At 72.1% G+C, this 24,589-nt stretch carries 21 protein-coding genes; 10 read left to right on the top strand and 11 right to left on the bottom strand.

Annotation, left to right across the window (positions count from 1 at the left end; translation table 11 throughout):
* The first annotated feature begins 3 nt into the window (after positions 1-3).
* The 3 genes from kdpC to DEI86_RS07625 all read left to right on the top strand — a co-directional run bounded on the left by kdpC (position 4) and on the right by DEI86_RS07625 (position 4,140).
* Complete coding sequence (kdpC, locus tag DEI86_RS07615) at positions 4-612, top strand: K(+)-transporting ATPase subunit C (RefSeq protein WP_111025876.1); 609 nt, start codon at positions 4-6, stop codon at positions 610-612.
* 11 nt (positions 613-623) lie between these two features.
* Complete coding sequence (locus DEI86_RS07620) at positions 624-3,146, top strand: ATP-binding protein (RefSeq protein ID WP_111049189.1); 2,523 nt, start codon at positions 624-626, stop codon at positions 3,144-3,146.
* A gap of 64 nt (positions 3,147-3,210) precedes the next feature.
* The gene (locus tag DEI86_RS07625; protein ID WP_181435135.1) at positions 3,211-4,140 is read left to right on the top strand and encodes an aldo/keto reductase family oxidoreductase; all 930 of its coding nucleotides are present in this window, start codon (positions 3,211-3,213) and stop codon (positions 4,138-4,140) included.
* A gap of 93 nt (positions 4,141-4,233) precedes the next feature.
* Here DEI86_RS07625 and DEI86_RS07630 read toward each other — a convergent pair whose 3' ends face one another.
* On the bottom strand, positions 4,234-5,097 hold the full coding sequence (locus tag DEI86_RS07630; RefSeq protein ID WP_111036294.1) for an oxidoreductase: 864 nt from the start codon (positions 5,095-5,097) through the stop codon (positions 4,234-4,236).
* 113 nt (positions 5,098-5,210) lie between these two features.
* Here DEI86_RS07630 and DEI86_RS07635 point away from each other — a divergent pair, with 113 nt between their 5' ends.
* Positions 5,211-5,390 (top strand): hypothetical protein, encoded by a 180-nt coding sequence (locus DEI86_RS07635; protein ID WP_146244879.1) that lies wholly within the window; start codon positions 5,211-5,213, stop codon positions 5,388-5,390.
* A 59-nt stretch (positions 5,391-5,449) separates the two neighbouring features.
* On the opposite strand, the gene DEI86_RS07640 is transcribed toward DEI86_RS07635, so the two are convergent.
* Complete coding sequence (locus DEI86_RS07640) at positions 5,450-6,634, bottom strand: methionine synthase (RefSeq protein WP_111036297.1); 1,185 nt, start codon at positions 6,632-6,634, stop codon at positions 5,450-5,452.
* A gap of 147 nt (positions 6,635-6,781) precedes the next feature.
* Here DEI86_RS07640 and DEI86_RS07645 point away from each other — a divergent pair, with 147 nt between their 5' ends.
* The 3 genes from DEI86_RS07645 (at position 6,782) to DEI86_RS07655 (ending at position 10,517) form a co-directional block, all read left to right on the top strand.
* Positions 6,782-8,029 (top strand): glycoside hydrolase family 76 protein, encoded by a 1,248-nt coding sequence (locus tag DEI86_RS07645; protein ID WP_181439729.1) that lies wholly within the window; start codon positions 6,782-6,784, stop codon positions 8,027-8,029.
* A 107-nt stretch (positions 8,030-8,136) separates the two neighbouring features.
* A complete protein-coding gene (locus DEI86_RS07650; protein ID WP_181439730.1) occupies positions 8,137-9,636 on the top strand; it encodes a glycosyltransferase family 39 protein in 1,500 nt (499 codons plus the stop codon).
* A 113-nt stretch (positions 9,637-9,749) separates the two neighbouring features.
* Positions 9,750-10,517, top strand: a complete 768-nt coding sequence (locus tag DEI86_RS07655) for an SDR family NAD(P)-dependent oxidoreductase (RefSeq protein WP_111049193.1) — start codon at positions 9,750-9,752, stop codon at positions 10,515-10,517.
* A 31-nt stretch (positions 10,518-10,548) separates the two neighbouring features.
* Here DEI86_RS07655 and DEI86_RS07660 read toward each other — a convergent pair whose 3' ends face one another.
* Together DEI86_RS07660 and DEI86_RS07665 are read right to left on the bottom strand one after the other, a co-directional pair.
* A complete protein-coding gene (locus tag DEI86_RS07660; protein WP_111010571.1) occupies positions 10,549-11,037 on the bottom strand; it encodes a universal stress protein in 489 nt (162 codons plus the stop codon).
* Between the two features lie 119 nt (positions 11,038-11,156).
* Positions 11,157-11,453: a MarR family winged helix-turn-helix transcriptional regulator gene (locus DEI86_RS07665; protein ID WP_181436072.1), complete on the bottom strand. Its 297-nt coding sequence runs from the start codon at positions 11,451-11,453 to the stop codon at positions 11,157-11,159.
* 323 nt (positions 11,454-11,776) lie between these two features.
* On the opposite strand from DEI86_RS07665, the gene DEI86_RS07675 reads away from it, so the two are divergent.
* Positions 11,777-13,369, top strand: a complete 1,593-nt coding sequence (locus DEI86_RS07675; RefSeq protein WP_111049196.1) for a hypothetical protein — start codon at positions 11,777-11,779, stop codon at positions 13,367-13,369.
* Positions 13,370-13,438: 69 nt separating this feature from the next.
* Here DEI86_RS07675 and DEI86_RS07680 read toward each other — a convergent pair whose 3' ends face one another.
* The 7 genes from DEI86_RS07680 to DEI86_RS07710 form a co-directional block, all read right to left on the bottom strand.
* Positions 13,439-15,103 (bottom strand): serine/threonine-protein kinase, encoded by a 1,665-nt coding sequence (locus DEI86_RS07680; protein WP_111049197.1) that lies wholly within the window; start codon positions 15,101-15,103, stop codon positions 13,439-13,441.
* An 11-nt stretch (positions 15,104-15,114) separates the two neighbouring features.
* Positions 15,115-15,879 carry a hypothetical protein gene (locus DEI86_RS07685; protein ID WP_111049232.1) on the bottom strand — a complete coding sequence of 255 codons (765 nt, stop codon included), beginning with the start codon at positions 15,877-15,879 and terminating at the stop codon, positions 15,115-15,117.
* Between the two features lie 107 nt (positions 15,880-15,986).
* Positions 15,987-16,967: an invasin domain 3-containing protein gene (locus tag DEI86_RS07690; RefSeq protein ID WP_146244880.1), complete on the bottom strand. Its 981-nt coding sequence runs from the start codon at positions 16,965-16,967 to the stop codon at positions 15,987-15,989.
* Between the two features lie 204 nt (positions 16,968-17,171).
* Positions 17,172-18,875, bottom strand: a complete 1,704-nt coding sequence (locus tag DEI86_RS07695) for a bifunctional 3'-5' exonuclease/DNA polymerase (protein WP_111049199.1) — start codon at positions 18,873-18,875, stop codon at positions 17,172-17,174.
* Positions 18,876-18,925: 50 nt separating this feature from the next.
* Complete coding sequence (locus DEI86_RS07700) at positions 18,926-19,792, bottom strand: carbohydrate ABC transporter permease (protein ID WP_220037468.1); 867 nt, start codon at positions 19,790-19,792, stop codon at positions 18,926-18,928.
* Positions 19,789-20,727 (bottom strand): carbohydrate ABC transporter permease, encoded by a 939-nt coding sequence (locus DEI86_RS07705; RefSeq protein WP_220037467.1) that lies wholly within the window; start codon positions 20,725-20,727, stop codon positions 19,789-19,791. Before DEI86_RS07705 ends, DEI86_RS07700 begins: the two co-directional genes overlap by 4 nt.
* Positions 20,724-21,989, bottom strand: coding sequence for an ABC transporter substrate-binding protein (locus tag DEI86_RS07710; RefSeq protein WP_111012942.1), 1,266 nt, complete (start codon positions 21,987-21,989; stop codon positions 20,724-20,726). The genes DEI86_RS07705 and DEI86_RS07710 overlap by 4 nt, the downstream gene beginning before the upstream one ends.
* A gap of 190 nt (positions 21,990-22,179) precedes the next feature.
* Between DEI86_RS07710 and DEI86_RS07715 the strand changes: the two genes are divergently transcribed.
* Together DEI86_RS07715 and DEI86_RS07720 are read left to right on the top strand one after the other, a co-directional pair.
* Positions 22,180-23,490, top strand: a complete 1,311-nt coding sequence (locus DEI86_RS07715) for a Gfo/Idh/MocA family protein (protein WP_111012941.1) — start codon at positions 22,180-22,182, stop codon at positions 23,488-23,490.
* Positions 23,491-23,512: 22 nt separating this feature from the next.
* On the top strand, positions 23,513-24,541 hold the full coding sequence (locus DEI86_RS07720) for a LacI family DNA-binding transcriptional regulator (protein WP_111012940.1): 1,029 nt from the start codon (positions 23,513-23,515) through the stop codon (positions 24,539-24,541).
* Positions 24,542-24,589 lie beyond the last annotated feature (48 nt).

Here is a 24,589-nt window from a genome sequence, read left to right on the forward strand (position 1 = left end):
ACCATGGCATCGACACGCACCACACTCCGCACGGCGGGCGTCGCCCTCCGTCTCACCGTCCTCAGCACGATCGTCCTCGGCGTCGGGTACCCGCTCGCCGTCTGGGGCGTCGGGCAGGTCGCGTTCCCGCACCAGGCGAACGGCTCGATGGTCCAGGACTCGTCCGGCCACGTCGTCGGCTCGTCGCTCGTCGGCCAGTCGTTCACGACGCGGAAGGGCGCCACGATCGACCGTTGGTTCCGGTCGCGCCCCTCCGCGGCGGGGGACGGGTACGACGCCAACGCGTCCTCCGGCTCGAACCTCGGCCCGGACAACCCCGACCTCGTCACGGCCGTCCGGGAGCGCCGCGCCGCCATCGCGAAGGCCGACGGCGTGCCCGTCTCCGCCGTGCCGGCCGACGCCGTCACCGCGTCCGGCTCGGGCCTCGATCCCGACATCAGCCCGGCGTCCGCGCTCGAGCAGGTCGACCGCGTCGCCCACGCCCGCGGCCTGTCCACGACGCGGGTCCGGCAGCTCGTCGAGGACCACACCGCCGGACGCCAGCTCGGGTTCCTCGGTGACCCGACGGTGGACGTGCTCGAGCTCAACCTCGCGCTCGCCGACCTGCGCTGAGGACGACGAGCATGCAGCGGGGACGCCTCCGGGTCCTGCTCGGCGCCGCCCCGGGCGTCGGCAAGACCTACACCATGCTCGAGGAGGGCCGCCGCCTCCGCGACGAGGGCCGTGACGTCGTCGTGGCCGTGGTGGAGACCCACGGCCGCGCGGCGACCGCGGCCCTCGTCGCGGGGCTCGAGCTGGTCCCGCGGCGCACGGTCCTGCACCGCGGCGTCCGGCTCGACGACATGGACCTGGAGGCCGTGCTCGCCCGCCGCCCGGACGTCGCGCTCGTCGACGAACTCGCCCACACGAACGCCCCCGGCAGCCCGCACGACAAGCGCTGGCAGGACGTCGAGGCGATCCTCGCCGCCGGGATCGACGTGATCTCGACGGTGAACGTGCAGCACATGCAGTCACTGTCGACCGTCGTGCAGGAGATCACGGGCACGGTGCAGCGCGAGACCGTCCCCGACGCGGTCGTCCGGGCCGCCGACCAGATCGAGGTCGTCGACCTCTCGCCGCAGGCCCTGCGAGACCGGCTCTCCGACGGGGTGGTCTACCCCGCGGCTCGGATCGACGCCGCGCTGTCGAACTACTTCCGGCTCGGGAACCTGACGGCGCTCCGCGAGCTCGCGCTCCTCTGGCTCGCCGACGAGGTCGACGACGCCCTGAAGAAGTACCGCGCCGAGCACGGCATCCAGCACAAGTGGGAGGCCCGGGATCGCGTCCTGGTCGCACTCACCGGCGGTCCCGAGGGCGAGACCCTGCTCCGCCGCGGGGCACGGATCGCCGCCCGATCCGCCGGCGGCGAGCTCGCCGCCGTGCACGTCACCACGAGCGACGGCCTCCGCGAGCGCCATCCGGGTGCGCTCGGTCGCCAGCGGGCACTCGTCGAGCAGCTCGGCGGCACCTACCACCAGGTCGTCGGGGACGACGTTCCGACCACGCTCGTGCGGTTCGCCCGATCCGTCGACGCGACCCAGATCGTGATCGGGGTGAGCCGTCGGTCGCGGGTGCTCGCCGCGCTGACCGGTCCGGGCATCGGCACGACCATCGTGCGCGAGTCCGGTGACATCGACGTCCACATCGTGACGCACAGCGCCGCCGGGGGCCGCCTCGCACTCCCCCGACTGGGCGGCAGTCTGTCGCGCTCCCGGGTCGTGGCCGCGTTCCTCCTGGCCCTCGCGATCGGGCCGCTCCTGACGTTCGTGCTGTCCTCCGTGGGCGACCGCGACGCGATCACGGTCGAGGTGCTCGCCTACCAGATGCTCGTGCTCGTCGTGGCGCTCGTCGGCGGGATGTGGCCGGCAGTGTTCGCCGCGGTGCTGTCGGGGCTGTCCCTCGACTTCTTCTTCGTGCAACCCCTGTACACGGTGACCGTGCAGCGGCCCTGGCACCTCGCGGCCCTCATCCTCTACGTGGCGAGCGCCGTCGCGGTGAGCTGGGTCGTGGACCGGTCCGCGCGACGATCGCGCGCCGCCCGCCGTGCCGCCGCCGAGTCCGCGCTCCTGGTCGGGATCGCCGGCAGCGTCCTGCGCGGGGACGACGCCCTGCAGGCACTCGTCGACCGAGCGCGTGAGGCGTTCGGGTTCGACGGTGTGCTCGTCCGGCAGGGTGAGGACGTCGTCGCCGAGGCCGGCGCCGTGCATGGTGCGCCGAGCGCGACCACGCGCCTCCAGTCCGGCGGCACGGTCGAGTTCCACGGTTCCGCCGACCCAGGCGGACAGCGGTTGCTCCGCGTCGTCGAGCGGCAGATCGACGTGGCGCTCGACCACCGCACCCTGGCGCGGACGGCGGGCGAGGCGGAGCGGATCGCGGCGGCGGACCGGGTGCGCAGCGCCATCCTCGCCGCCGTCGGGCACGACGTGCGTCGGCCGCTGGCCGCCGCGTCGGCCGCGATTCAAGGTCTCCGCGCGCAGGACGTCACCCTGTCGGACCACGACCGGGAGGTCCTCCTCACCACCGCCGACGAGAGCCTGCGGACCCTCGGGTCACTGCTCGCGGACCTGCTCGACGTCTCGCGGGTCCAGGCGGGCGCGCTCGCCGTGGCGACCGCACCGATCGGCGTCGACACCGTCGTCGCTCCGGCGCTCGACGAGCTCGAGCTCGGCCCGGGCGCCGTCGATCTCGACCTGCCCGCCGAACTCCCGCCGGTCCGTGCCGACGCGGTGCTGCTGCAGCGGGTCGTCGTGAACCTGCTCGCGAACGCCGAGCGGTACGCCCCCGCGGGGACCCGCGTCCGCGTGGCGGCCAGTGCGTTCGGCGGCATGGTCGAGCTGCGCATCGCGGACCAGGGCCCGGGCATCCCACCGGAGCGTCGGGACGACGTGTTCATGCCGTTCCAGCGACTCGGGGACACGGACAACGACACGGGGCTCGGCCTCGGACTGGCGCTCGCCCGCGGGTTCATCGAGGCGATGGACGGGTCGGTCGAGGTCGACGACACCCCGGGCGGCGGCCTGACCGTCGTCGTGCGGCTCCCCATCGCGGGACACCTCGGCGTCGGAACCGTCACCACCCACACGCACGGCACGGCGACGAGCACGTGACGGGCCCGCACCGCGCCTCCCGGTCGCTGGCGCGCGAAGCGGGCCGAGGGAGGAAGATCGGAGCGTGAAGACACTGGAGTTGCCACAGACCGACCTGACCGCGTCCGACATCGTGCTCGGACTCATGCGGATCACCGACATGTCCGACGAGGAGATCCGCACCCTCGTCGGCACCGCCCGGGACGCCGGGATCACGATGTTCGACCACGCGGCCGTGTACGGCGGCGCGATGCACCACTGCGAGCGCCGGTTCGGCGAGGCGCTCGGACTCTCGTCCTCCGAGCGGGACGAGATCGTCATCCAGACCAAGGTCGGGATCCGCGACGGGTACTTCGACTTCTCGAAGGAGCACATCCTCGAGTCGGTCGACGGCTCGCTCGAGGCCCTGCACACCGATCACATCGACGTCCTGCTCCTGCACCGGCCCGACGCACTCGTCGAGCCCGACGAGGTCGCCGCGGCGTTCGACGAGCTCCACACGGCCGGCAAGGTCAAGCACTTCGGTGTCTCGAACCACACGCCCGGTCAGGTCGAGCTCCTCAAGCGCTCGGTCCGGCAGCCGCTCGCGTTCAATCAGGTGCAGCTGAGCATCACGCACGCGAACCTCGTCGCGCAGGGCGTCGCCGCGAACATGGCCGGGCTCGAGCAGTCGGTCGACCGTGACAACGGCATCCTCGACTACTCGCGCCTCAACGACATCACCCTGCAGGCGTGGTCGCCGTTCCAGAAGGGGTTCTTCGACGGCGTGTTCCTGGGCGACCGCGAGCAGTACGGGGAGCTCAACGACGTCATCGACGAGCTCGCCGACGCGTACGACTGCACCCCGACCGGCATCGCCGTGGCCTGGATCACCCGCCACCCGGCGCAGATGCAGGTCGTCCTCGGCACGACGAACCCGCAGCGTGTGCGGGACTCGGCCGCCGGGTCGGACGTCCGGCTGTCGCGGCCGGACTGGTACCGGCTGTTCACCGCCGCCGGGCACCTGGTCCCGTAGCGGGGCGCTCGGCGTCGCACCGCGTTCGTCCCGTTGCACCGCGCGATCCCGTGGTGCAACGGGAACCGCGCGGTGCGACGTCCGCGGAGGTCGTCAGCGCCCGATGGTGTCGAGCTCCTCGAGCGCGTCGGCGGGCAACTCGATGCCCGCGCCCTCGACGTTCTCGTGCAGGTGCTGCACCGACTTCGTGCCCGGGATGAGCAGCATCACCGGCGAGCGCTGCAGCAGCCAGGCGAGCGCGATCTGGAGGGGCGACGCACCCAGGCGCGCCGCCACCCGTCCCAGCGTGTCCGACTGGAGCGGGTTGAAGCCGCCGAGCGGGAAGAACGGCGTGAACCCGATGCCGAGCTCCGCGCAGCGGTCGACGAGCGCGTCGTCGTCGCGGTGCGCGAGGTTGTAGTGGTTCTGCACGGTGGCGAACGGGGCGATGCTCCGGGCCTCCTCGAACTGCGCCATCGTCACGTTGCTGATGCCGAGGTGCCGGATGCGGCCCTCCTGCTGGAGTTCGACGAGCGCTTCGTACGGCTCGGCGATCGAGCCCTCCTCGGCACCGAACGCCCCGCCGACGCGGAGGTTCACGACGTCCATGGCCTCGACGCCGAGGTGCTCGAGGTTCTCGTCGATCGCTTCACGCAGGTCCTCGCGGCCGAGCGCCGAGGGCCAGTCGCCGTCGGCCGTCCGCCGCGCGCCGACCTTCGTGACGATGTGCAGTCCCTCGGGGTACGGGTGCAGGGTCTCGCGGATGAGCTCGTTGACCGTGAACGGGCCGTAGTAGTCGCTCGTGTCGATGTGGGTGATGCCGAGCTCGATCACGGCGCGGAGGACCTCCTCGGCGCCCTGGCGATCCTCGGGCGGACCCATCACCCCGGGTCCCGCGAGCTGCATCGCACCATAGCCGAAGCGGGTCACGGTGAGGTCGTCGGCGAGGGTCAGGGTTCCACCGGGGAGCGTCGTCATGCCGTCGATGGAACTCCCGGCGCCTGGGGCGACACCCAACCGCCCCGGTACCCCGTTCCGAACACCCTGTACAGCGACACGCAGCGATCGGCGAGAGGGAAGAGGTGGTCGACGTGGCTCCGACACCGTTCTGGACCGTGGCCTACACCGAGGCCGGCAGCACCGAGGTCGCGGTGGCCGTGCTCGGTGCGTGCGACCGTGAGGACGCCGTGCGGCGTGCGCTCGACGTGCTCGGCGTCGGGGTCACCGTCGTCTGGGTCGAGCCCCGACACGACACCGCCGTCGCGGCCTGACCGCCCCGGCCGAGGGCGTCACCGGCAGGCCCGCGGCCTGACCGCCCCGGTCGGCAGCGTCAGCCGAACAGGCGCCGGGAGGCGATGGCCGCGCCCTCGACGAGCGCGCCGAGCTTGGCCCACGCGACGTCGGTCGCCACGAACTCGTAGCTCGCGAAGGTGGCGAGCCCGCAGTCGGTCCCCGCGATGACGCGTGCCGGGTCGCCCACGGCCTCGGCGGCCTCGACGATCCGGTTCGCCACGACCTGCGGGTGCTCGAGGTAGTTGGTCGTGACGTCGATGACGCCCGGGATCAACAGGGCGTCGTCGGGCAGCGGGTGCTGCCGGAAGGCGGGGAGTTCGTGCTGGTGGGCGGGGTTCCCGAACGGGATGCTGAACGCCCCGACCTCGGCCCGGTAGAGGTGCTCGAGCAGCTCGTCGACGGGGACGTCGTCCTGGTGCGGGCCCTGCCAGTTGCCCCAACAGACGTGGAGTCGCACGCGGTCCTTCGGGATGTTCCGGAGGGCCCGGTTGATCGCCTCGACGTGCAGGTCGACGGCGGCCAGGAACTCGTCGAGCGTCGCGTCGCCGAAGTGGATGACCCGCTCCATGGCGAGGTCCGGAGCGTCGAGCTGCAGCGTGTGCCCGCGTGCCACGATCTCCTCGTACTCGACGCGGAGCTCCTCGGCGAGCGCGAACACGTACTCGCGGTGGTCGCCGTAGTGGGGGTTCGCCTCGTCGAGGAGCAGGGTCGTCGCGACGATGCCCGGGGTCGCGGCGGACACGAACGTGCCCGCGGGGCGTCGCCCGGCCTCGGCGTTCCGCGCCAGCTCCCGTTCGAACGCGTCGAGGTCGGACCGGACCCCGGCACGCTCCTCGTCGTAGTGGAGCAGTCCCTGCGCGAGCGGGGTGTCCCAGACCCGGGCGAACTCGGCGCCCTCGTCGATCTGCCGCGCCTGGAAGGCGGCGTACTCCGGGAACTTGATCGAGTCCAGCGTGGGCTTGCGATGGCCGACTCCGCCGAAGCCGTCGATGCGGTCGCGGATGTAGGTCGAGAACCCGACGCGAGGCACCTCACCGTCGTTGACGACGTCGAGACCCGTGGTGAGCTGCTGTTCGACGGTGTGCGCGAGCACGCGGTCGGTCTCCGCACGGAGCGCGTCGACGTCGATGTCGTGACCCTGATCGCGTGCCACGAGCAACCGGGTGAGCTCGGGGGAACGCGGGAGGCTCCCGGTGTGCGTGGTGAGGATGCGATCGGTCATGCGTCGATCCTGCCGTACGCGCTCCCGCACCGCCGTCGGCTCGGTCACGCCGTGCAACACCAGCGGCCGCACCGATCGTCGCGGGGGCTTGTACATTTCCTACCGCTGAGTATGGTAACGATACCAACTAAGGACGCAGGTGCAGCAATGACGCGCACGAGCCACACGGCACATCGCCCCTCCTCACGTACCACCCGGATCAGCGGAGGCGCACTCGTGGCGGCCGTGGCCGTGGTGGGCGTCGTGCTCTCCGGATCACACACCGCCCACGCCGCGAGCGCAGCCGCACCGGCCCCGGACCCCGTGTGGCAACAACGCGCGAGCGCGACGTACGACGCGATGCAGGACAACCTCTACACGGGCGCGGCAGGTCACGGCCTCTACCGCGAGAACACCGACACGACCACCGGCAACCCGTACTCGTACCTCTGGGAGTACCGGGAGGCCACGCAGGCATCGCTCGACCTCCAGGGGCTCCCCGGTGCGGGCGCGGCCTACACGAACTCGGCCGCCGCCCGCGTCGAGGGGCTGCAGCACTACTACGCCGTCGCCCCGGGCGGTCGGCCCGGGTACGAGTCGTACCTCCCCGCGCCGCTCGGGAGCGGCGGCGACGTGTACTACGACGACAACGACGTCACGGGCCTCTCGGAGATCAGCGAGTACCAGGCCACGGGCAACGCCACCTACCTCGACCGCGCGGAGACCGCGTTCACCATCGCTTCCCGTGGGTGGAACACCGACGCGTCCCTGACGTGCCCCGGCGGCGAGGACTGGATCGACACCCCGACCAACACCGTCCGTGCCGCGAACGTCACCGGTCTGGCCGCGCAGCTCGCCGCACACCTCTACGAGGAGACGAAGCAGGCGTCCTACCTCCAGTGGAGCACGAAGCTCTACAACTGGAACAACCGGTGCCTCCGCCAGTCCCCCGGGCTGTACGAGAACAGCCGCAACGACGGCGGCACCGTCGACACGACGCTCTGGACGTACAACTCGGGCGCGATGATCGCCACCGCGACGATCCTGTACCGCGCGACGGACGACCCGGCGTACCTGAAGCAGGCGGCTCAGGCGGCCCACCGCTCCCTCGCGTACTGGACGGCGGACAACCGCCTCCAGCAGCAGCCGGCCGTCTTCAACGCCTTCTACTTCAAGGACCTGCTCCTGCTCGACTCCGTCCAGCACGACCCCGCCTACCGCTCCGCGGTGGAGCAGTACGCCGATGCCACGTGGCGCGACAACCGCGACGCGGCGACGGGGCTGTTCCACTTCCAGGCGAGCGGCGGCGGGGACGCCGACCCCGCTCGCCCGACCGCGACACTCGACCAGGCGGCGATGGTCCAGATCTTCGCCGCGCTGGGATGGTCGTCCGACCACCTGGCCGACATCAGCTGACCGCGCGAGTCCAGCCTGCCGGGATCGGTTCCGGCACACGCCGAGCCGACCCCCGCTCGGTGTCATGGCGCTCGTCGCTGTCGCCCACCGGAGCTACGATCACCGGGATGAGCACGCCCGCGTCCCGACGGTTCGTCACGGCGGCGTCGACACGCTGGACGGTGCTCGGCGTGGTGTTCCTGTGGGGGGTCTTCCAGTCCACGTGGAACCTGTTCGCGGCGAACCACCAGACCGACGAGCCCGCGTACCAGCAGGCCGCCTGGGGCTACGTCCACGGCGACCTCACCGGGAACCTGCAGCACCCGCCCACCGCGAAGTGGCTGATGGGCCTCGCGGAACTCGCGTTCGGCGACACGGTCGAGGTCGCGCGGATCCCGGTCGTGGTGCTGTCCGTGCTCGCGGGAGTGGTGGTCTTCCTCTGGTTGCGCGAGGACCGCGGTTGGTACACGGGCGTCCTCGGTGCCGGGATGTGGTGGGTCCTCCCGCGCGCGATCGTCGGTGATCCGTCGCGCATCGACCGCCTGGCGCTGCTCGACGGGCCGATGGCCGCGTTCGCGGTCGCCGCGCTGTGGTGCGCCTGGCGATGGGCGGCGGGCCCGCGGTCCGGATGGGACAGCGGCAGGTCAGGCATTGCCGGACACTGGGCGTGGGTCCTCGCGGCGGGGGTCCTCATGGGTCTGTCCGTCACCTCGAAGGAGGCTTCGGCGGTCATGCTGCCGGTGTTCGTGGTCCTGCCGGTCCTGTTCGGGCGCTGGTGGGCGCTGCTCTGGGGCGGACTCGTCTTCGCGGCCGCGTTCGCCGTGACCTTCGTCGCCGTCTACCTGCCGTTCGGAGCCGTGCGCACGGTGGAGTACATGATCACGTTCCAGAGCCATCACGACGACGGCGGCCACAACGTCGTCGTCGCCGGACAGGTCGACCGGTTCCCGCCCTGGTGGGCGAACCTCTGGTTCGAGCGTGCCGGGACCGGAGCGGTCCTCTCGGCCCTCCTCGCCGTGGCCGTGCTGCTCGCGATCCTGCTCCGTCCCGGGCGCCTCGTCCTCGTCCTCGTCCTGACGACCGCGTGCTTCCTCGTGTTCTTCCTCGTCGTGGCCCGGGTCGCGCTGGGCGAGTACTACTTCGCGTGGACGCCGTTCGTGACGCTCCTCGCGGCGATCGGCATCGACCAGGTCGCGCGGTCGGGTCCCGCTCGAGCGGGCCGGATTCTGGCAGCGGTCCTCGTCGCGGGGTTGCTGGCCACCGCCGTCCAGTCCACGGTGACCACGGCCCACATCCGACGCGTCGGGCTCGGTCGCGTGCAGGGTGTGCTCGACGCGCGCGGACGGCCGCACGCCCGGATCCTCTCGTTCGGCTTCGCACCGTCCGCGGTGTCGGGGCTCTTCGGCGACCGCGTGCAGATCGATCCGGGAGCGGGTCCGTTCCAGGCGGTCATCGTGGGCGACGACCCGCGGTACCCCGTCCCCGCCACGGCGACCGCGTTCCTCCACCAGGACGCCGGGCAGTTCCGACGGATCCGGCTCGACACCGCCACGCTGTACCTGCCGAAGGGCGAGGTCGTGCGGGCACCGGACGGCGGACTGGAGGTCGAGCAGGCCCCGTCGCGCTGACGCCCGGCCCGACATGAACTGCCGGGAGGCGCGGGGACAGCGACACCACCGTCCCACCGAGGGAGCACGCTGGGAGCACACCACCCAGCGACTCCCCGAGGAAGAGGAACGCCATGCCCGTCCTGGACCGATTCGAGATGACCGGACGGACCGCCGTCGTCACGGGTTCAACCCGGGGGCTCGGCAGGGCCTTCGCCACGGCCCTCGCGGAGGCCGGGGCGAACGTGGTGGTCGTCGGGCGGGATGGGGACGCCGCCGCGACCGTCGAGGCCGAACTCGGCGCGCTCGGCGCCGACGTCCTGACCGTCCTCGCGGACGTGACCCGCCGCGAGGACGTCGAGCGGCTCCTCGCCGCCGCGGTCGACCGGTTCGGGCGGGTCGACGTCCTCGTCAACAACGCGGGCGCCTGCATCCACAAGCCCGCCCTCGACGTGACCGACGAGGAGTGGCACGAGGTCATGAGCGTCAACGTCGACGGGCTCTGGATCGCGAGCCAGGTCTTCGGGCGGCACATGATCGAGCGGGGTGGTGGATCGATCGTCAACGTCGGATCGATGTCGGGCGCGATCGTCAACCGCCCGCAGTGGCAGCCCGCCTACAACGCCTCGAAGGCGGCCGTCCACCACCTCACGCGGAGCCTCGCTGCCGAGTGGGCGCCGATGCACGTCCGCGTGAACGCCATCGCCCCCGGCTACATGCGGACGGACATGGCACCCGTCGACGCCCCCGAGTTCCACCGCCACTGGATCGAGGACACGCCGCAGCAGCGCGCCGGGGAGCCCGACGAGTTGGGGCCGGCGATGGTGTTCCTGGCGAGCGACGCCTCGAGCTTCGTGACCGGGTCGGTGCTGACGATCGACGGCGGCTACACCGTGTTCTGACCGCCGCCGCGGGGCCCACGGGACCGCGCCGTCAGGCGCGGTGGACGTCCGCCGTCCGCGCGCCTCGGGCACGCCCGCGCGGTCCGTCGTGATGGACGAGCACCGGGCAGGTGGCGTACTCCGCGCACGCCGAGCTGACCGAACCGAGCAGGAGTCCGGCGAAGCCCCCGTGACCACGGCTGCCGACCACGAGCATGACCGCGTCCTCGCTCGCCTCGATGAGCGAGCGCGCCGGGGGGCCGTTCACCACCTTCGTCCGGAACCAGCTCGGCTGGCCGTCCGGGAACACGTCGGCGCAGGCGTCATGGAGGACCGCGCGGACGTCCTCCTCGGGTGACCAATCGGTGAGTACAGCAGCTCCGTAGCCGGCCTGGGGGGTTTGCCAGGTCCCGACCGCGACGAGCTTCGTGTGCAGGGACCGCGCGAGGTCCGCCGCGTAGCGGAACGCCTCCCTGGACTGCGGCGACCCGTCGACGCCGACGACGATGTCACCCGTGTGCTGAAGTTCGTGATCGCTCATGTGACCAGGTTCCGGCCCCGTCGTAGCGCGGACCAGGGACCGTAGTCCCGGATCGATCACCGCGCCAGCAGTGGTAGCCCGCGTACAACGCGTCGAAGGCAGGCGGTCCATCACCGCGGCTACACCGTGTTCTGACCGCCGCGCGCGCCACGAGCGAGACGAGCGTTGGCCTGCCGGGCCGCAGCGGTCATCCGTTCCAGGAACGCGATGACCGTCGCCAGCTCGGGGTCCGGCGTCTCACGGAGCGACCCCGCGATCTGCGCACCCGAGAAGGCGAGGAACGCGCGGGCCTGTTCCCGGGCCTCCCGGACGGGTCGCAGCGTGACGCGTCGACGGTCGCTGCCCTCGCGTGACCCCACGATGTGCCCGGCGGCCTCGAGACGGTTGAGCAGCACGGTCGTCGCGCCGGAGGTCATGCCGATCTCACGACCGAGACGGCCACCGTGGTCATCCGCGGGGACGGGAGCGTCCGTGCGACCTTGCCGTCGGACGGGACCGACGGCGCGACGGCAGAACTCGAGGTCCTGCGCCGCGGTGTACGAGTCGTGGATGCGGCCGCTCGTCGTCGACGCGCCCTAGCGTGGCGGACTGCCCGCTGACCGCCGGGCGCTCCGGACGAGGGACACCCCGTGCAGGCGTCCGGAGCGGGTGACATCCGGGGTGACCTCGACCCCCGGTGACCCCCACAGGGCCCGGGACGAGCGCGAGGTGGGCACGTCCCGCGTGTGACCCTTCCGCGATGAGCAGCACCATGCGGGCGCGGACCCCGCCGGTCGACGACGTCGTGGGCCAGCGTCGGCGGGCGTGGACAGGGACGGGGTCGCCCTGGTCGGACGCCCTCGTGGTGGCCGTCATCGCGACGCTCGTCACCGGAGCCGGCTGCTGGGTGCCGTCCGCGACGTGGGACGAGGGTGCGACGGTGAGCGCGGCGACCCGGTCGTGGTCGGAGCTGTTCGCCCTGGCCCGGACCGTCGATCTCGTGCATCTGGCCTGGTACGCGACGATGCACTGCTGGTTCGACCTCGTCGGGTACTCGCCGCTCGCGCTCCGCGCCGTGTCGGTGCTCTGCGTCGGTGCGACCGCCGGGCTCGTCACGGTGCTCGGTCGGATGCTGCTCGATCGATCGGCCGGCCTGCTCGCGGGTGCGTTCTTCGTGCTCCTCCCGCGGGTCACGCTGTCCGCCACCGACGGACGGTCGGGCGCTGCCTCCGCGTTCGTCTCGGTCCTGCTCACCCTGGTGCTCGTGACGGTGGCCGGTCGCCTCCTGCGCGAGCATGGGGAGGACCCGCTCGGACGACGGCCACGGACGACGCTGCTCTGGACCCTGTACGGCATCATGGCGGTGCTCGCGGTCGTCGTGTTCCTGCACGACGCGCTCATGCTGGTCGTGCACGCGATCGCCGTCGCGGTGTGGGCGACCCGCTCCCCGGACCGCACCGCGAGCCGACGCCTCGCCGTCGGCTTCGTGAGCGCCGCGGGTGGGGCCGCGGTGGTGTGCGTCCCGTTCGTCCGGCTGGCGGCCGCGCAGGTGGGCCAGGTCTCCTGGCTCCATCGCCCCGACCTCGGCACGGTCAAGCAGATCGTCGTCGAACAGTGGTTCTCCGCCGATCCGCCGTTCGCGGTCCTCGGCGTGCTCCTGGTGGGTGTCGGCCTGGCGCGGTGCTGGCGGGAGCGGTCGACGACCGGCCCGCTGCTCGTGGCGTGGCTCCTGGTCCCGACGATCATGCTGCTCGCGGTGTCCGTGGTCTGGACGCCCGTCTACCAGGCTCGGTACCTGGCCTTCTGCAGCCCGGCCGTCGCGCTGCTCGCCGCCGTGGCGATCCGTGGCTGGCGTCCGAGCCGGATCGTCGTGGTCCTCGTGCTCGCGGCGGTCCTCAGTGCGCCGGCGTACGCGCGACAGCGCACCGAGGAGGGCAAGGACACCGACTGGGCGCGTGTGGCCCGGGAATCGAGCGCGGTGCGTGCGGCGCCGACGACCACCGCCGCCCTGTACGGCGACGTCGAGGGGGACGCGGACTCGACCCTCGACGTCATCCCCCTGCTCTACCCGCGTTCGTTCCCCGGCGCGGTCGACTGCAGAGCCGGGCGCTCCGCCGACACGCGCGACACGCTGTTCCCGAGTCGGCGGCCCCTGTCGCAGGCACTCCGGTGCGCCCGAGGGCACCGGACGGTCTGGCTGGTCACCACCCGGGAGGACCGGCCCTGGCGGTCACGGGTCGTCGCCGCCCTGACGTCGGCCGGGTACCGGATCGACGTGCCCGACCGCGGCGGCGCCACGAGCGTGATGCGGTTCCACCGTGACCACGAGCACGCATCTGCTCGTGGTCGATGATCCGACCCGGACCCCACCGGTGGCGTGACGGGCGTCGCATCGTGCAGCTGTGCGCACCGGGGCCGCCAGTCAGCGCTTGCCGTTGCCGGTCGCGTTCCCGTGCCCGTTCCCGTGCCCGTCCGCAGCGTCCTCCACGACGTTGCCGACGCCCTTCCCGGGGTGCTGCTTCACGGTGCCGGCGGCAGTGGTCGGCGTCGCCACGGGCACGGTCGGCTCGGGCTGCGGCACGGTCGTCGTGGTGACGGACGGCTGCGGCGCGGGCTCGGCGGTCTGGGCCGGCTGGGTTGGCTGGGTCGGCTCACTCGGACCGCTGCTCGGGGCCTGGGACGGCAGGGGCGACGTCACCGGCCCGGACGTCATGGTCGTCGCGGTCCCGGTCGGCTCCGGGGTTGCCGGACCCCGTGACCGGACGGCGAGCGCGACGAGGACCCCGATGACGACGAGCGCGGCGACGACCGCGACGACGATCCACGCGGTCCGGCGGCGCCGCGCGCGCTCGGCTCCCGAGCCCGACGGGCCCGGTCCGCCCGGCCCGGCACCACCACCGCCGGATCCCGCGCCACGTCCACCGGATCCTGCGCTGCGTCCGCCGGCCCCGCCGGCCCTGGCGCCGCCTCCACCCCCACCGTCGGCACCAGCCACGCCGCCACCGAGCACGGCGGTCGGGGCGTCGGCCCCGCCGCCCCGGGTGCCGGTGAGCAAGCGCGTCGGCGCGTCTCCCGTGGGCATCGCCCGCGTCGGCGCGTCCATCGCGGCCGTCGGACGGTCCGCGTGCGCAGCGTCCGCGCCCACGGCGCCGACCGCGGCACCGGCCACCCCGGCAGCCGCACCGGCTGCGGCGGCGGCGCGCCCCGGACCTCCCGGTCGATCGAGCAGGGCAGTCGGCGCGGCGGCCGTGTCGACGTCGCGGCCCAGGGCGCGGAGTCGGGCAGCGGCCTCGGCGGCGGTCGGCCGGTCCTCCGGCGCCATCGCGCTCATGGTGTGGAGCAGGGTGCGCCACGCGACGGGCAGCGACGGATCGATCTCGGGGGCCCGGGTCAGTCGCGCGGTGGCGGACTCCATGACGCCGCCCGGGAACGCCTGCCGTCCGGTGAGTGCCTCGAGCAGCAGCAGCCCGAGCGCGTACACGTCCGCCTCGCCGGTGAGCTCCTGGTTCGTCACCTGCTCGGGCGCCAGGTACGCGGCCGTGCCCATGACCATGCCCGTCCCGGTCAGCCGGGCGGCGTCACGGAGCAGGGCGATGCCGAAGTCCGCGAGCTTCACCCGGAGGCCGCCCGGTGCTGTCGCGTCCTCCTCGATCAGGACGTTCGCGGGCTTGACGTCGCGGTGGACGATGCCCTGCGCGTGGACGGCGGCGAGCGCGTCGGCCACCTGCGCGCCGATGTGCGCGACGACGCCTCGCGGGAGCGCACCGTCGCGCATGCGGGTGGCCAGGTCGGTGCCCGGCACCAGTTCCATGACGAGGAACGACTCACCGTCGCCGTCGGCGATCGCCGCGTCGTACAGGGTGACGAGCGAGGGGTGCCGGAGGCTCGCGAGGACGCGGATCTCGGCTTCGGCCCGGCTGCGCTCACCGTGGTCGACAGGCCCGGTGCGGAACACCTTGACGGCGACCTCGCGGCCGAGCTGCTCGTCGACCGCGCGGTACACGGTCGCCATGCCGCCGTGGCCGAGCGTCCCGAGCACCTGGTAGCGGCCGCCGATGGTCCGTGGGGCAGGTCCGTCGTCGCTCATGCTGCCCAACGCTACCGAGGCAGGGGCCGCGTGGTTCCGAGCGGGACGGAAGCGCTGCCGGCCAGGCCCTCGCGTGCGACGGCGTAGGAGGGTTCACGGAGGGCGCGGGTCCACGGGTAGGTCCCACTCCCCGGGAGCGGTCGCAGCATCGGGTCGAACCGCGTGCCGGTGTCCGTGTCCGTCGTGCCGGCGTCGCGGGCGAGCACCAGTCGCGCGAAGGGGTGCCACACGCCGAGGGGTTCCGCGTGCAGGAGCTGGAGGACCCACGAGCCCTCGTCGAGCACGGCTGCGCTGGCGCTCGGATCGGACGGCAGCGTCGGTCCGGGCAGCGCACGTGCGGCGACGAGCACGGGGCCGAGCGCGCCGCGGTACGGCACCAGGGACGTGAAGCGGAGGCCGTCGGCGGTGCGGGCAGGGCGGAGCATCCAGCGATCCGGCAGCCCGAGCCCGGTGGCCGCGAGCAGGAGGTCTGCGGGCCCGCCCGGGGTGGTGGCGCGGACAGCGAGGCCCCAGATGTCGGGCAGCACCGCCGGCAGGCCGATCCCCCGCGACAACCGTGCCTCGACGACCTGGCCATCGGCAGCGCCGTCGTCGATCCACCCGATGCCACTGGGCTCCGCACGTCGGTACCAGTCGACCCGCCCCCGCAGTGCGACGCCGTGCGGGTGGACCGGGCGGCCGCGACGCACCGCTCGGACGGCAACGGTGCCCGCTGCGGCGAGCGCGCCGGCCGCGGCGGCGGCGAACGGTACTCGGCTGGCGTCCTCGGTGTGCATGTGCCCACGATGCCAGCGCTCCCCGCACGCGCCCACAGCGGGGAGCGGGACGCAGTTCCGGCGTGACGGGATCGGATCAGCGTCGTGCAGCTCCGCGGTCGCCGACGTCACATGGTGTAGGTGGCGAAGAGCGGCCCGTACGTCCGGTTGTTCCCGGCGTTCGGGTCGCTGCCCGGCGCCCCGACCGCCGCCGCCTCGACGAGCACCTGTCCGTTGCTGGTGCGCACCGGCAGAAGCCGGTTCGGGATGTGCGCCGAGTGCTCGAGGGTGAAACTCGCCCCCGCGGGGATCGGTGCGTCCACGCGGTACTCGCGCTTGATGCCGTCCGTCCCGCCCGGGAAGGTCGCGGGACCCGTCGGGACGACGTTGCCGGTCGTCAACCCGATCGCGGCACCGTCCGCGCCGACGCCGACCAGTTCGATGGCCGACACGATGGTGGCGCCCCCGATCGAGATCCTGCCGAACGTGTACGTGAGCAGGGACCCCGCGGGCAGTGGCACGCTGCCCGCGTTCCGGATCACGCTGCGGAACGTGTAGGTGCCGTTCACCCGGTACGCGGGTTGCCCGCTGATCGTCATGCCGGGGCCCTGCAGGAACGGCCATGTCGGTCCGCCGGCACTGACCACGGCGATGTCGAAGGCCGGGACCACCGTCCGGGTGGCACTCGCCGGGGCGATGCCGCTCACGGTCGCGGTGAGCGTCACGGTCCCGGCTGCCGTCCCCGCCGTCAGGTCGGTCGCCCGTGCGGTCCCCGAGGCGTCCGTCGTCACCGTGCGCTGCGTCACCCCGGGCGCGCCGAAGAAGGCGGGCCCGGAGACCCGGAGGACGATCGTCTCGCCAGCCACGGGCTTCCCGTCCGCGCCGACGAGCACCGCGCGGCCGTCCGACAGATCACCGCCCGTCGGCCGTTGGTCGGGCTCGTCGAACACCACGTGGAGGCTCGCTCCAGCACTCGCCGCCGTTGCGGGCGTGGTCGCACTCAGCGCGATGGCCGGGATGCTCCATGCCGCTGCACCCACCAGCGTGCGGCGTGCGACCGTCTGCGGGCGCCCGTCGGGGCCCGCCCGCCGCTCGTCGTCGTCGCTCATCCGGTCGTCCACCTCTCGTCGTCGGACTCCGGCCCGTGCCGGAGGTGATCGGAACGGTAGGTGCACAGGGCGCCGAGGACGTCCGGGTCCGCGGTGGATCCCCACGTCGACGGGGATCCACCGGATCTCGGTCACTCGCCGTGTCAGCCGACGTCGGGTGATCGCCGGGGAGCGCCTCACCCTCCCCGACGAGTGTCGCGCCGCCTACTTGGCCGACGCGTAGTCGTCGGCCACCGCGACCTGCAGCGGGAACTCGACGGGGAAGTCCCCGAACAACAGGCGCCCGGCATCGGCGGCCGCGGCCCGGACGTGCTCGACGACACGGTCGGCGTCGCCTTCGGGCGTGTGCACCATGATCTCGTCGTGCAGGAAGAACACCAGGTGCGGGCCGGCGGTGACCGGTCCGGGCCACTCGGCCATCAAGCGCGTGCGGAGTCCGGCGAGCCACGACAGCGCCCACTCGGCGGCGCTCGCCTGCACGACGAAGTTCCGGGTGAACCGACCCCAGCTCCGCGCACGACTCCGCGCCGCCCGTTCGAGTGCCGGTGAACCCTCGGCCGAGAACGCGTGGGCCTGGGCGGCGAGCTGGTCGGGGGACGGCGCCGGCGAGGTCCGCCCGAGCCGCGACGTGACGACCTCGCCCCGCTCACCCGTCCGGGCCGCTGCCTCGACGAGCGCGAGCGCCTTCGGGTACGCCCGCGCCAGCCGGGGCACGAGCCGTCCGCCCTCGCCCTGGGTGGCGCCGTACATCGCGCCGAGCATCGCGCCCTTGGCCTGCTGCCGGGTCTCGACCGCACCCGAGGCGACCACGCCGTCGTACAGGTCGCGGCCCCGCCCGGCCTCCGCCATCGCACGGTCCTGCGCGAGCGCGGCGAGGACACGGGGTTCGAGCTGCGCCGCGTCCGCGACGACGAGTTTCCAGCCGGGGTCGGGGACGACCGCGGCCCGGATCTGCTTCGGCAGCTGCAGGGCTCCGCCGCCGCTGGCCGCCCACCGTCCGGAGACGACACCGCCGACGACGTACTCCGGGTGGAACCGGCCGTCCTCGATCCACTCGTCGAGCCACGTCCAGCCGTTCGCGGTGAGCAACCGGGAGCGCCGCTTGTAGTCGAGCAGCGGTTCGATCGCCGGGTGGTCGTGGCGCGCGAGCTCCCACTTGCGCGTGGACTCGACGACGAGCCCGGCCCGGCGGAGGGAGCGGAGGACGTCCGCGGGCGAGTCGGGGTTGAGCGCGGGGTCGTCGAGCCGTTCCCGCAGCACGGCGGCGAGGTCCTCGAGCCGCTGCGGCCGGACGCCGTACGGCACGCGGGGGCCGAGCACGTCCTCGAGGATCCGCTCGTGCACGTCGACCCGCCACGGCAAGCCCCCGAAGCGCATCTCCGCGGCGACGAGCGCCCCGGCCGACTCGGCCGCGAGCAGCAGTCGGAGCGCGCGCGGATCTCGGGACCCGGCCACGGCCTCCTGTTGCACGCGGAACTCGGCGACGGGATCGGCATCGGACACCGGATCTGCAGCGATCCGTCCGGTGGACGACGGCCCCGACGCGAAGATCGAGTCATCGAACAGGGCGTCCGCGCGCGGTGCGGGGGCGGCCTGCCCCGGGTCGTCCCACGGGCCGTCCGGCGCCGTCGCGAGCGGCGAGCCCGCGGTCGCGACCGCGGTGCGCAGGATCCGGTGACACAGCCGCAGGTCGACGCAGCGCGCGACGCGGCCGCCCGCGGCGAGCACCTGTGGGTACCAGCGGGCCGTGTCGTCCCACACCCACCGCACGCCCGGCGCTTCGTGTGCCGCGATCCAGGCCGGGAGGCCCGCCGCGGCCACGTGCACCGGCGCGCCCTGGGCGGTCCCCGCGTCCGACAGGACGGTCGCGAGCGCGCCGCCGTCGACGCGGTTCAGGACGATGTGCACCCGTCGATCATGCCCGGGACCACCGGCACGACCGTACGCGAGCGGCGCGGTCAGCCCTTCTCGGCGCCGACGAGCCCGCGGACGAAGTACTTCTGGAGGAAGAGGTACGCGATCACGATGGGCACGACGGCGATGAGTGCCGCAGCCGTCGCCGCGGGGAGGTTGCTCGACTGGATCGAGAAGAACGAGGCGATCGCGGGGGCGATCGTCCGCGTGGCAGGTGTGGTGAGGACGTATCCCGAGAGCGCGTACTCGTTCCAGACGCCGACTCCGGTGATGATCCCCACGGTGGCGGTGACGGGTTTCAACATGGGGATGACGACGTAGAACAGGGTCTGGAACAGGTTCGCGCCGTCGATTCGGGCGGCCTCCTCGACGGACAGCGGCAGGGACCGCATGAACGAGCTGTAGAGGAAGATCGCGAGCGGGAGGCTCGTCGTCACCATGACGAGGACGATGCCCCAGTACGTGTTGAGCGCGTGGATGTGGGACAGCAGCGAGTAGAGCGGGACCAGGACGCTGAGCGCCGGGACCATCATCAGCCCCACGTTCACGCTGAGGACCGCGCGGTTCAGGGTGGTCGGGCGACGCGCGAGGGGGTACGCGGCCGCGGCGCCGATCAGGCAGACGAGCACGGTGGAGATCCCGGCGACGACGACGCTGTTCACCATCGCGCGGAGGATGCCGCCCTCAGTGATGGCATGCACGAAGTTCGCGAACGTGAGACCGGTCGTCGGGAACGCCAGCTGCGACGACAGGTCCGTCTTGGCCTTGAACGACGTCGTGAGGGCGACGTAGAAGGGGACCAGTTGCAGCACGACCATCGCGATGACGAACACCGCGATGAGGGAGTTCGGGATCCACGCGAGGATCCTGGTCTCCGCGGCCGGTCCCCGCTGTGCCGACGCGGCGCTCACTGCTGGTCCAACCGTCGGGTGTTGAGCGCAGCGTTCGCGACGACGGTGAGGATCGCGATGATCACGAACAGCGCGACACCCATCGCGGCCGAGTACCCCGCGGCTTGGTTGGCGAAGTACGTCGTGCCGATGAGGGTCGACACGGAACTCGTGGCCGTGCCCGGACCACCGCCGGTCAGGACCTGGATGACGTCGAACAACTTGAGGCCCCCGATCAGGTTGAGGACGATGCTCGTGGCGAACGCGGGCTGGAGCAGGGGCAACGTCACCGACCAGAACCGGTGCCACGCGTTCGCGCCGTCGAGCATCGCCGCCTCGGTGTACTCGGGAGCGATCGACTGCAGCCCGGCGAGGTAGATGATCATCGAGGTGCCCACGAACTGCAGCGAGTTGACGATGACGATGATGACGACGCCGCTCACCGTGGTGCTGAGCCACGCGTGGCGATGACCTCCGAGCGCGATGACGATCTCGTTGAGGGCACCTCGGTCGTACTGGAACAGCAGGTAGTAAAACGTTCCCATGACGATCGGTGAGACCAGCACCGGCAGGTAGATGACCGCCTTGGCGAGCCCCCGTCCCCGCACCGGACGGTCGAGCGCGAGCGCGAGTCCCAGCCCGAGCACCTGCTGGATCGCGGTGCTGCCGATGCCGTAGACGAACGTGGTGACGAGCACGCTCCGGAACGTGCTGTCGGTGAAGAGCCGTTCGTAGTTGCTCCAGCCCACCCAGGAGAACGCGGGCGTGTAGCCGTCCCAGTCGGTGAACGAGAGTCGGATGCCGCTGATGAGCGGGTACACGGTGAACACCGCGAACAGGACGAGCGCCGGCACGTACAGGAGGTTCACCGACGCCCCCCGGAACCGGCGCCGTGTCCGGACCCGCCCCGTCCGGACGCCGATCTCCGGCGCGCCCAAGGCGGTGGATGTGGTCACTGGTCGGCCTTCTTGTAGAGAGTCCTGAAGTCCCCGGCGACCTTCGACGTGCTCGTCCCCGGCGACGCCTGACCGGCAATGACGCTGTCCGCGGTGGTGACCACCGTGTTCCACATCCCGTTCGGCAGGTACACCCGGTCGAAGTACGGCTCGAGGGCGACCTTGCCCGGAGTGACCCAGGCGTCGTAGCTCGACGCGAGCGACCCGAGGTCCGCCTTCGCGTTCGTCAGACCAGGGAGACTCCCGGTGGACTCGGCGAGCTTCGCGTCGTTCTCAGGACGGGCGAGGAACGCGAGGTACTGCTCCGCGTCGGCGAGGTGCGCGCCGTTCTTGGCGGCTCCGAACGCCGTGTTCTCACCGCCGATGAGGTACGACTTGGAGCCGTTCATCGCCGGGACCGGGACGAACTGCAACTTCGCGCCGGGTGCGTACTCGTGCGCCGCACTGATGAGGTAGTTGGAGCTGAGCGCGAAGGCCGCCTTGTCGCTGGCCAGGGCCTGGGCCATGTCATCGCCCGTCGCCGAGGAGTAGTCCGCGTTGATCCAGCCCTTGGTGCGGAACTGCTCGAGGACGTCGAGGATCTTCTGGTACCCGGCGCCGGGGAACCGACCCGCCTCGAACGCCTTGAGCTGCGCTGCGTCGAAGGCTCCGGGAGCGAGCCAGTCGACCGCGTTGCCCGCGGAGCCGTCCTTGGACCCGGCCAGCGTCAGCGGCACGGCACCGCTCGCCTTGACCTTCGCCGCGGCGTCCAGGAACGACGACCAGTCCGTGATGCTGCTCGGGTCCACGCCCGCACGGTGCAGGACCGTCTCGTTGACGATGAGCCCCGAGACGGCGGCGTCCACCGGGAGTGCGAAGAACTCGCCCTTGTCGTTCTTCATCGCCGGAGCGAGGGCCTCGTTGAAGTGCGTCGCCCACGGCTGCTTCTGCAGGGGCGCGAGGAAGCTGCCGTACCGCTGCAGCGACCATCCGTGGGTGGCCCAGAGGTCGGGTGGGTTGTTCGCCGCCAGGCGGACCTTGATCTGGGACTCGTAGTCGTCGCCCCCGGTCTTCAGGTCGACGTGGATGTCGGGGTGCTTCCTCTCGAACGCTGCGGTCTCGGTCTTGAGCACCTTGAGGACGGGGGAATCGGCCGACTGCGCCGTCTGGAACTCCAGCGTGACCGGTCCCGACCCAGCGCCCGAGGCACTGCAGGCGGTGGCGGATGCGCCGACTGCGAGGGTGACCGCGACGAGGGCGGCGATGCGTTGACGTGACTTCATTGTCTTGCCTCCGGGAGGGGAAAGGGGCTTCTGCGCCCGATGGAGCGGCACGTTACACGCGTAAACCGCAACCGGACAAGGGGCAATTCCTGGCGGTAGCGCGGAGTTGACTCGGGTAACTTTTCGCTCGACACTAGCGGGACGCCCCGTTCACGAGGACGGTGTGCAACGACGCACAGAAGGACAGCTCATGACGTTCACCATCGGCATGGTCGGTGCCGGTCAGTTCTCCGCCCACTTCGCGGCCCTGTTCCAGCTCCACCCCGGCATCGACGCCGTCTTCGCCACCGACGTGATCGAGGGGCGCGCGGACCGCCTCGTCGACGAGCTCGGGCTCGCGGGGACCCACCCGGACCTCGACGCGATGCTCGCGGATCCGCACGTCGACGCGGTCGCGATCTTCACACAGCGGTGGACGCACGGCCCGATCGTCGTCAAGGCGCTCCGCGCCGGCAAACACGTGTACTCCGCGGTCCCCATGGCGGTGTCCGAGTCGGAGATCGCCGAGGTGATCGACATCGTCCGCGCAACCGGGTTGACCTACATGATGGGTGAGACCAGCCAGTACAACCCCGCCACCATGTTCGCCCGGCAGCAGCTGGCGGCCGGTGCCTTCGGTCGCGTGTTCTATGCGGAGGGCGACTACCTCCACGACATGGACCTGGGGTTCTACGACGCCTACCGGTACAGCGGTGGAGACGGGTGGAAGGCCACGGCCAGCTACCCACCCATGTGGTACCCCACGCACGCGATCGGTGGGGTCCTCGGCGCCATCCCGCAGCACGCCGTCAGCGTCAGTTGCATCGGCGTGCACGACGACCGCGACGACGGCGTCTTCGACACCGCCGTGAGCATGTTCGACAACGACTTCTCGAACATGACCGCGCTGTTCGAGCTCGACGGGGGAGGATCGATGCGGATCAACGAGTTCCGCCGCGTCGGCTACCCCTCCCCGATCCGCGAGAGCCGGTTCCGCTGGTTCGGTACCGAGGGGAGCTTCGAACAGCTCGCGACGACCTCGATCTGGCAGGACAAGCACGGCGCCGAGGACGTCTCCGACCTCATCGCGTCCGAACCGGCCGTGCGCGAGGGCGACCCGCTGCTGGCGGACATCGCCCCGTCACTCCGGGGTGCATTCAGCTCCGGGCACGCGAAGGTGCACGCGGAGGAGGCCCGCCGACTCCCACGGGAGTTCGACGTCGCGCCGGACGGGCACGAGGGCAGCCACCGGTTCCTGGCGGACGACTTCGTCCGCGCCGTCGAGGGAGGCACGCTTCCGACCGTCAACGCGTGGGTCGCCGCCCGGTACACGCTGCCGGGTCTCGTCGCGTTCCGATCAGCACTCCGCGGTGGGGAGCGTCTGTCGATCCCGGACTTCGGCGACGCTCCCGTGCCGGTCGGGACCGCCCTGCCCGGGACCGCCCTGCCCGGGCCCGCCATGGTCGGGTCAGCGGGGTCCGCGACGGCCGACGGGACGCACGGCGACGCCGACCTAAGCTGAGTGCTGTGCACGGGAGCAGACGGTGACGGGACGGAGGCCGTCGTCGCGCGGTCCCACACGTCGCGACGTCGCGCAGCTCGCCGGGGTGAGCGATGCGGTCGTGAGCTACACGCTGAACGGCGGATCCCCCGTCGCTCCCGCGACCGCGCAACGGGTTCTCGCTGCCGTGGAGCAGCTCGGGTACCAGCCGAACCAGGCTGCCCGTGCATTGCGATCGGGGTCCGCACGGACGCTCGTGTTCCTCGTCCCGAGCGGACCCGACCCGATTTTCGCGAATCCGTTCTTCAGCGAGTACGCCAGCACGCTCGAGGCCGCCGCCCGCGAGCGTGGCTACGCCCTCTACACCACGGCCACATCGTTCGAGCCGGCAGAGGTACTCGCCCGCTTCCGTGAATTCGCGTCGCGACAGTTCGACGGCGTTCTCGTGCTTCCAGGGGAGCCCGCGGTCGACCGGGCGTCGGTCGACCGGGTCGGCCTGCCGTGGGTCGCGCTCAACGTGGCCACACCGGAACGAGGGGTCGGCAGCCTCGGGGTCGACCTCCGCGCCGGCGCGATGGCGACCACGCGCCACCTCCTCGAGCACGGGTACGAGCGCGTGGGCTACGTGGGCGAGGCGAACCCGCACGAGCCCCGGTACATCGGCTGGTTACAGGCGTGCGCCGACGCTGGGGTGGCTGCGGGGCCGTTCGTCCCGGCGGACATCACCCGACCGGGCGGACGCGACGCCGGACGTCGGATCGCGGGGGACGCCGAAGTCCGCGGGAACGCTCGCGCGTTCTTCGTCGCCTCGGACCGCACCGCCGTGGGACTGATGCGAGCGTTCCACGAGCGGGGGGTCGCCGTGCCCGCGGACGTCGCGATCGCGTCCTTCGACGGTTCGTGGGAGGGCGAGTACGCCTGGCCCACCCTCACCTCGTTCCGACAGCCGATCGAGGAGATGGCGCGGAGCGCCGTGCAGCGGGTCCTCGAGGGGGGTGAGGACCCGCGTCACGAACTGTTCGACGGCGAACTCGTGCTCCGGATGTCCTGCGGGTGCGATCTCCCGGGTTGACGCGGACCGTCACATCGCGTCATTCCCGAGTCCCGGGGGAATGCACCG

Source organism: Curtobacterium sp. MCBD17_028 (assembly GCF_003234875.1).
Classification (GTDB): Bacteria; Actinomycetota; Actinomycetes; order Actinomycetales; family Microbacteriaceae; genus Curtobacterium.

Coding starts and splice junctions, on each gene's coding strand:
- DEI86_RS07630 (WP_111036294.1), bottom strand. CDS start 5,097: ATGACGACGCTCCCCGGTGGAACCCTGACCCTCGCCGACGACCTCACC.
- DEI86_RS07675 (WP_111049196.1), top strand. CDS start 11,777: ATGAGCAGCACCATGCGGGCGCGGACCCCGCCGGTCGACGACGTCGTG.
- DEI86_RS07715 (WP_111012941.1), top strand. CDS start 22,180: ATGACGTTCACCATCGGCATGGTCGGTGCCGGTCAGTTCTCCGCCCAC.
- DEI86_RS07685 (WP_111049232.1), bottom strand. CDS start 15,879: ATGCACACCGAGGACGCCAGCCGAGTACCGTTCGCCGCCGCCGCGGCC.
- kdpC (WP_111025876.1), top strand. CDS start 4: ATGGCATCGACACGCACCACACTCCGCACGGCGGGCGTCGCCCTCCGT.
- DEI86_RS07645 (WP_181439729.1), top strand. CDS start 6,782: ATGACGCGCACGAGCCACACGGCACATCGCCCCTCCTCACGTACCACC.
- DEI86_RS07655 (WP_111049193.1), top strand. CDS start 9,750: ATGCCCGTCCTGGACCGATTCGAGATGACCGGACGGACCGCCGTCGTC.
- DEI86_RS07690 (WP_146244880.1), bottom strand. CDS start 16,967: ATGAGCGACGACGACGAGCGGCGGGCGGGCCCCGACGGGCGCCCGCAG.
- DEI86_RS07620 (WP_111049189.1), top strand. CDS start 624: ATGCAGCGGGGACGCCTCCGGGTCCTGCTCGGCGCCGCCCCGGGCGTC.
- DEI86_RS07650 (WP_181439730.1), top strand. CDS start 8,137: ATGAGCACGCCCGCGTCCCGACGGTTCGTCACGGCGGCGTCGACACGC.
- DEI86_RS07710 (WP_111012942.1), bottom strand. CDS start 21,989: ATGAAGTCACGTCAACGCATCGCCGCCCTCGTCGCGGTCACCCTCGCA.
- DEI86_RS07665 (WP_181436072.1), bottom strand. CDS start 11,453: ATGACCTCCGGCGCGACGACCGTGCTGCTCAACCGTCTCGAGGCCGCC.
- DEI86_RS07660 (WP_111010571.1), bottom strand. CDS start 11,037: ATGAGCGATCACGAACTTCAGCACACGGGTGACATCGTCGTCGGCGTC.
- DEI86_RS07680 (WP_111049197.1), bottom strand. CDS start 15,103: ATGAGCGACGACGGACCTGCCCCACGGACCATCGGCGGCCGCTACCAG.
- DEI86_RS07640 (WP_111036297.1), bottom strand. CDS start 6,634: ATGACCGATCGCATCCTCACCACGCACACCGGGAGCCTCCCGCGTTCC.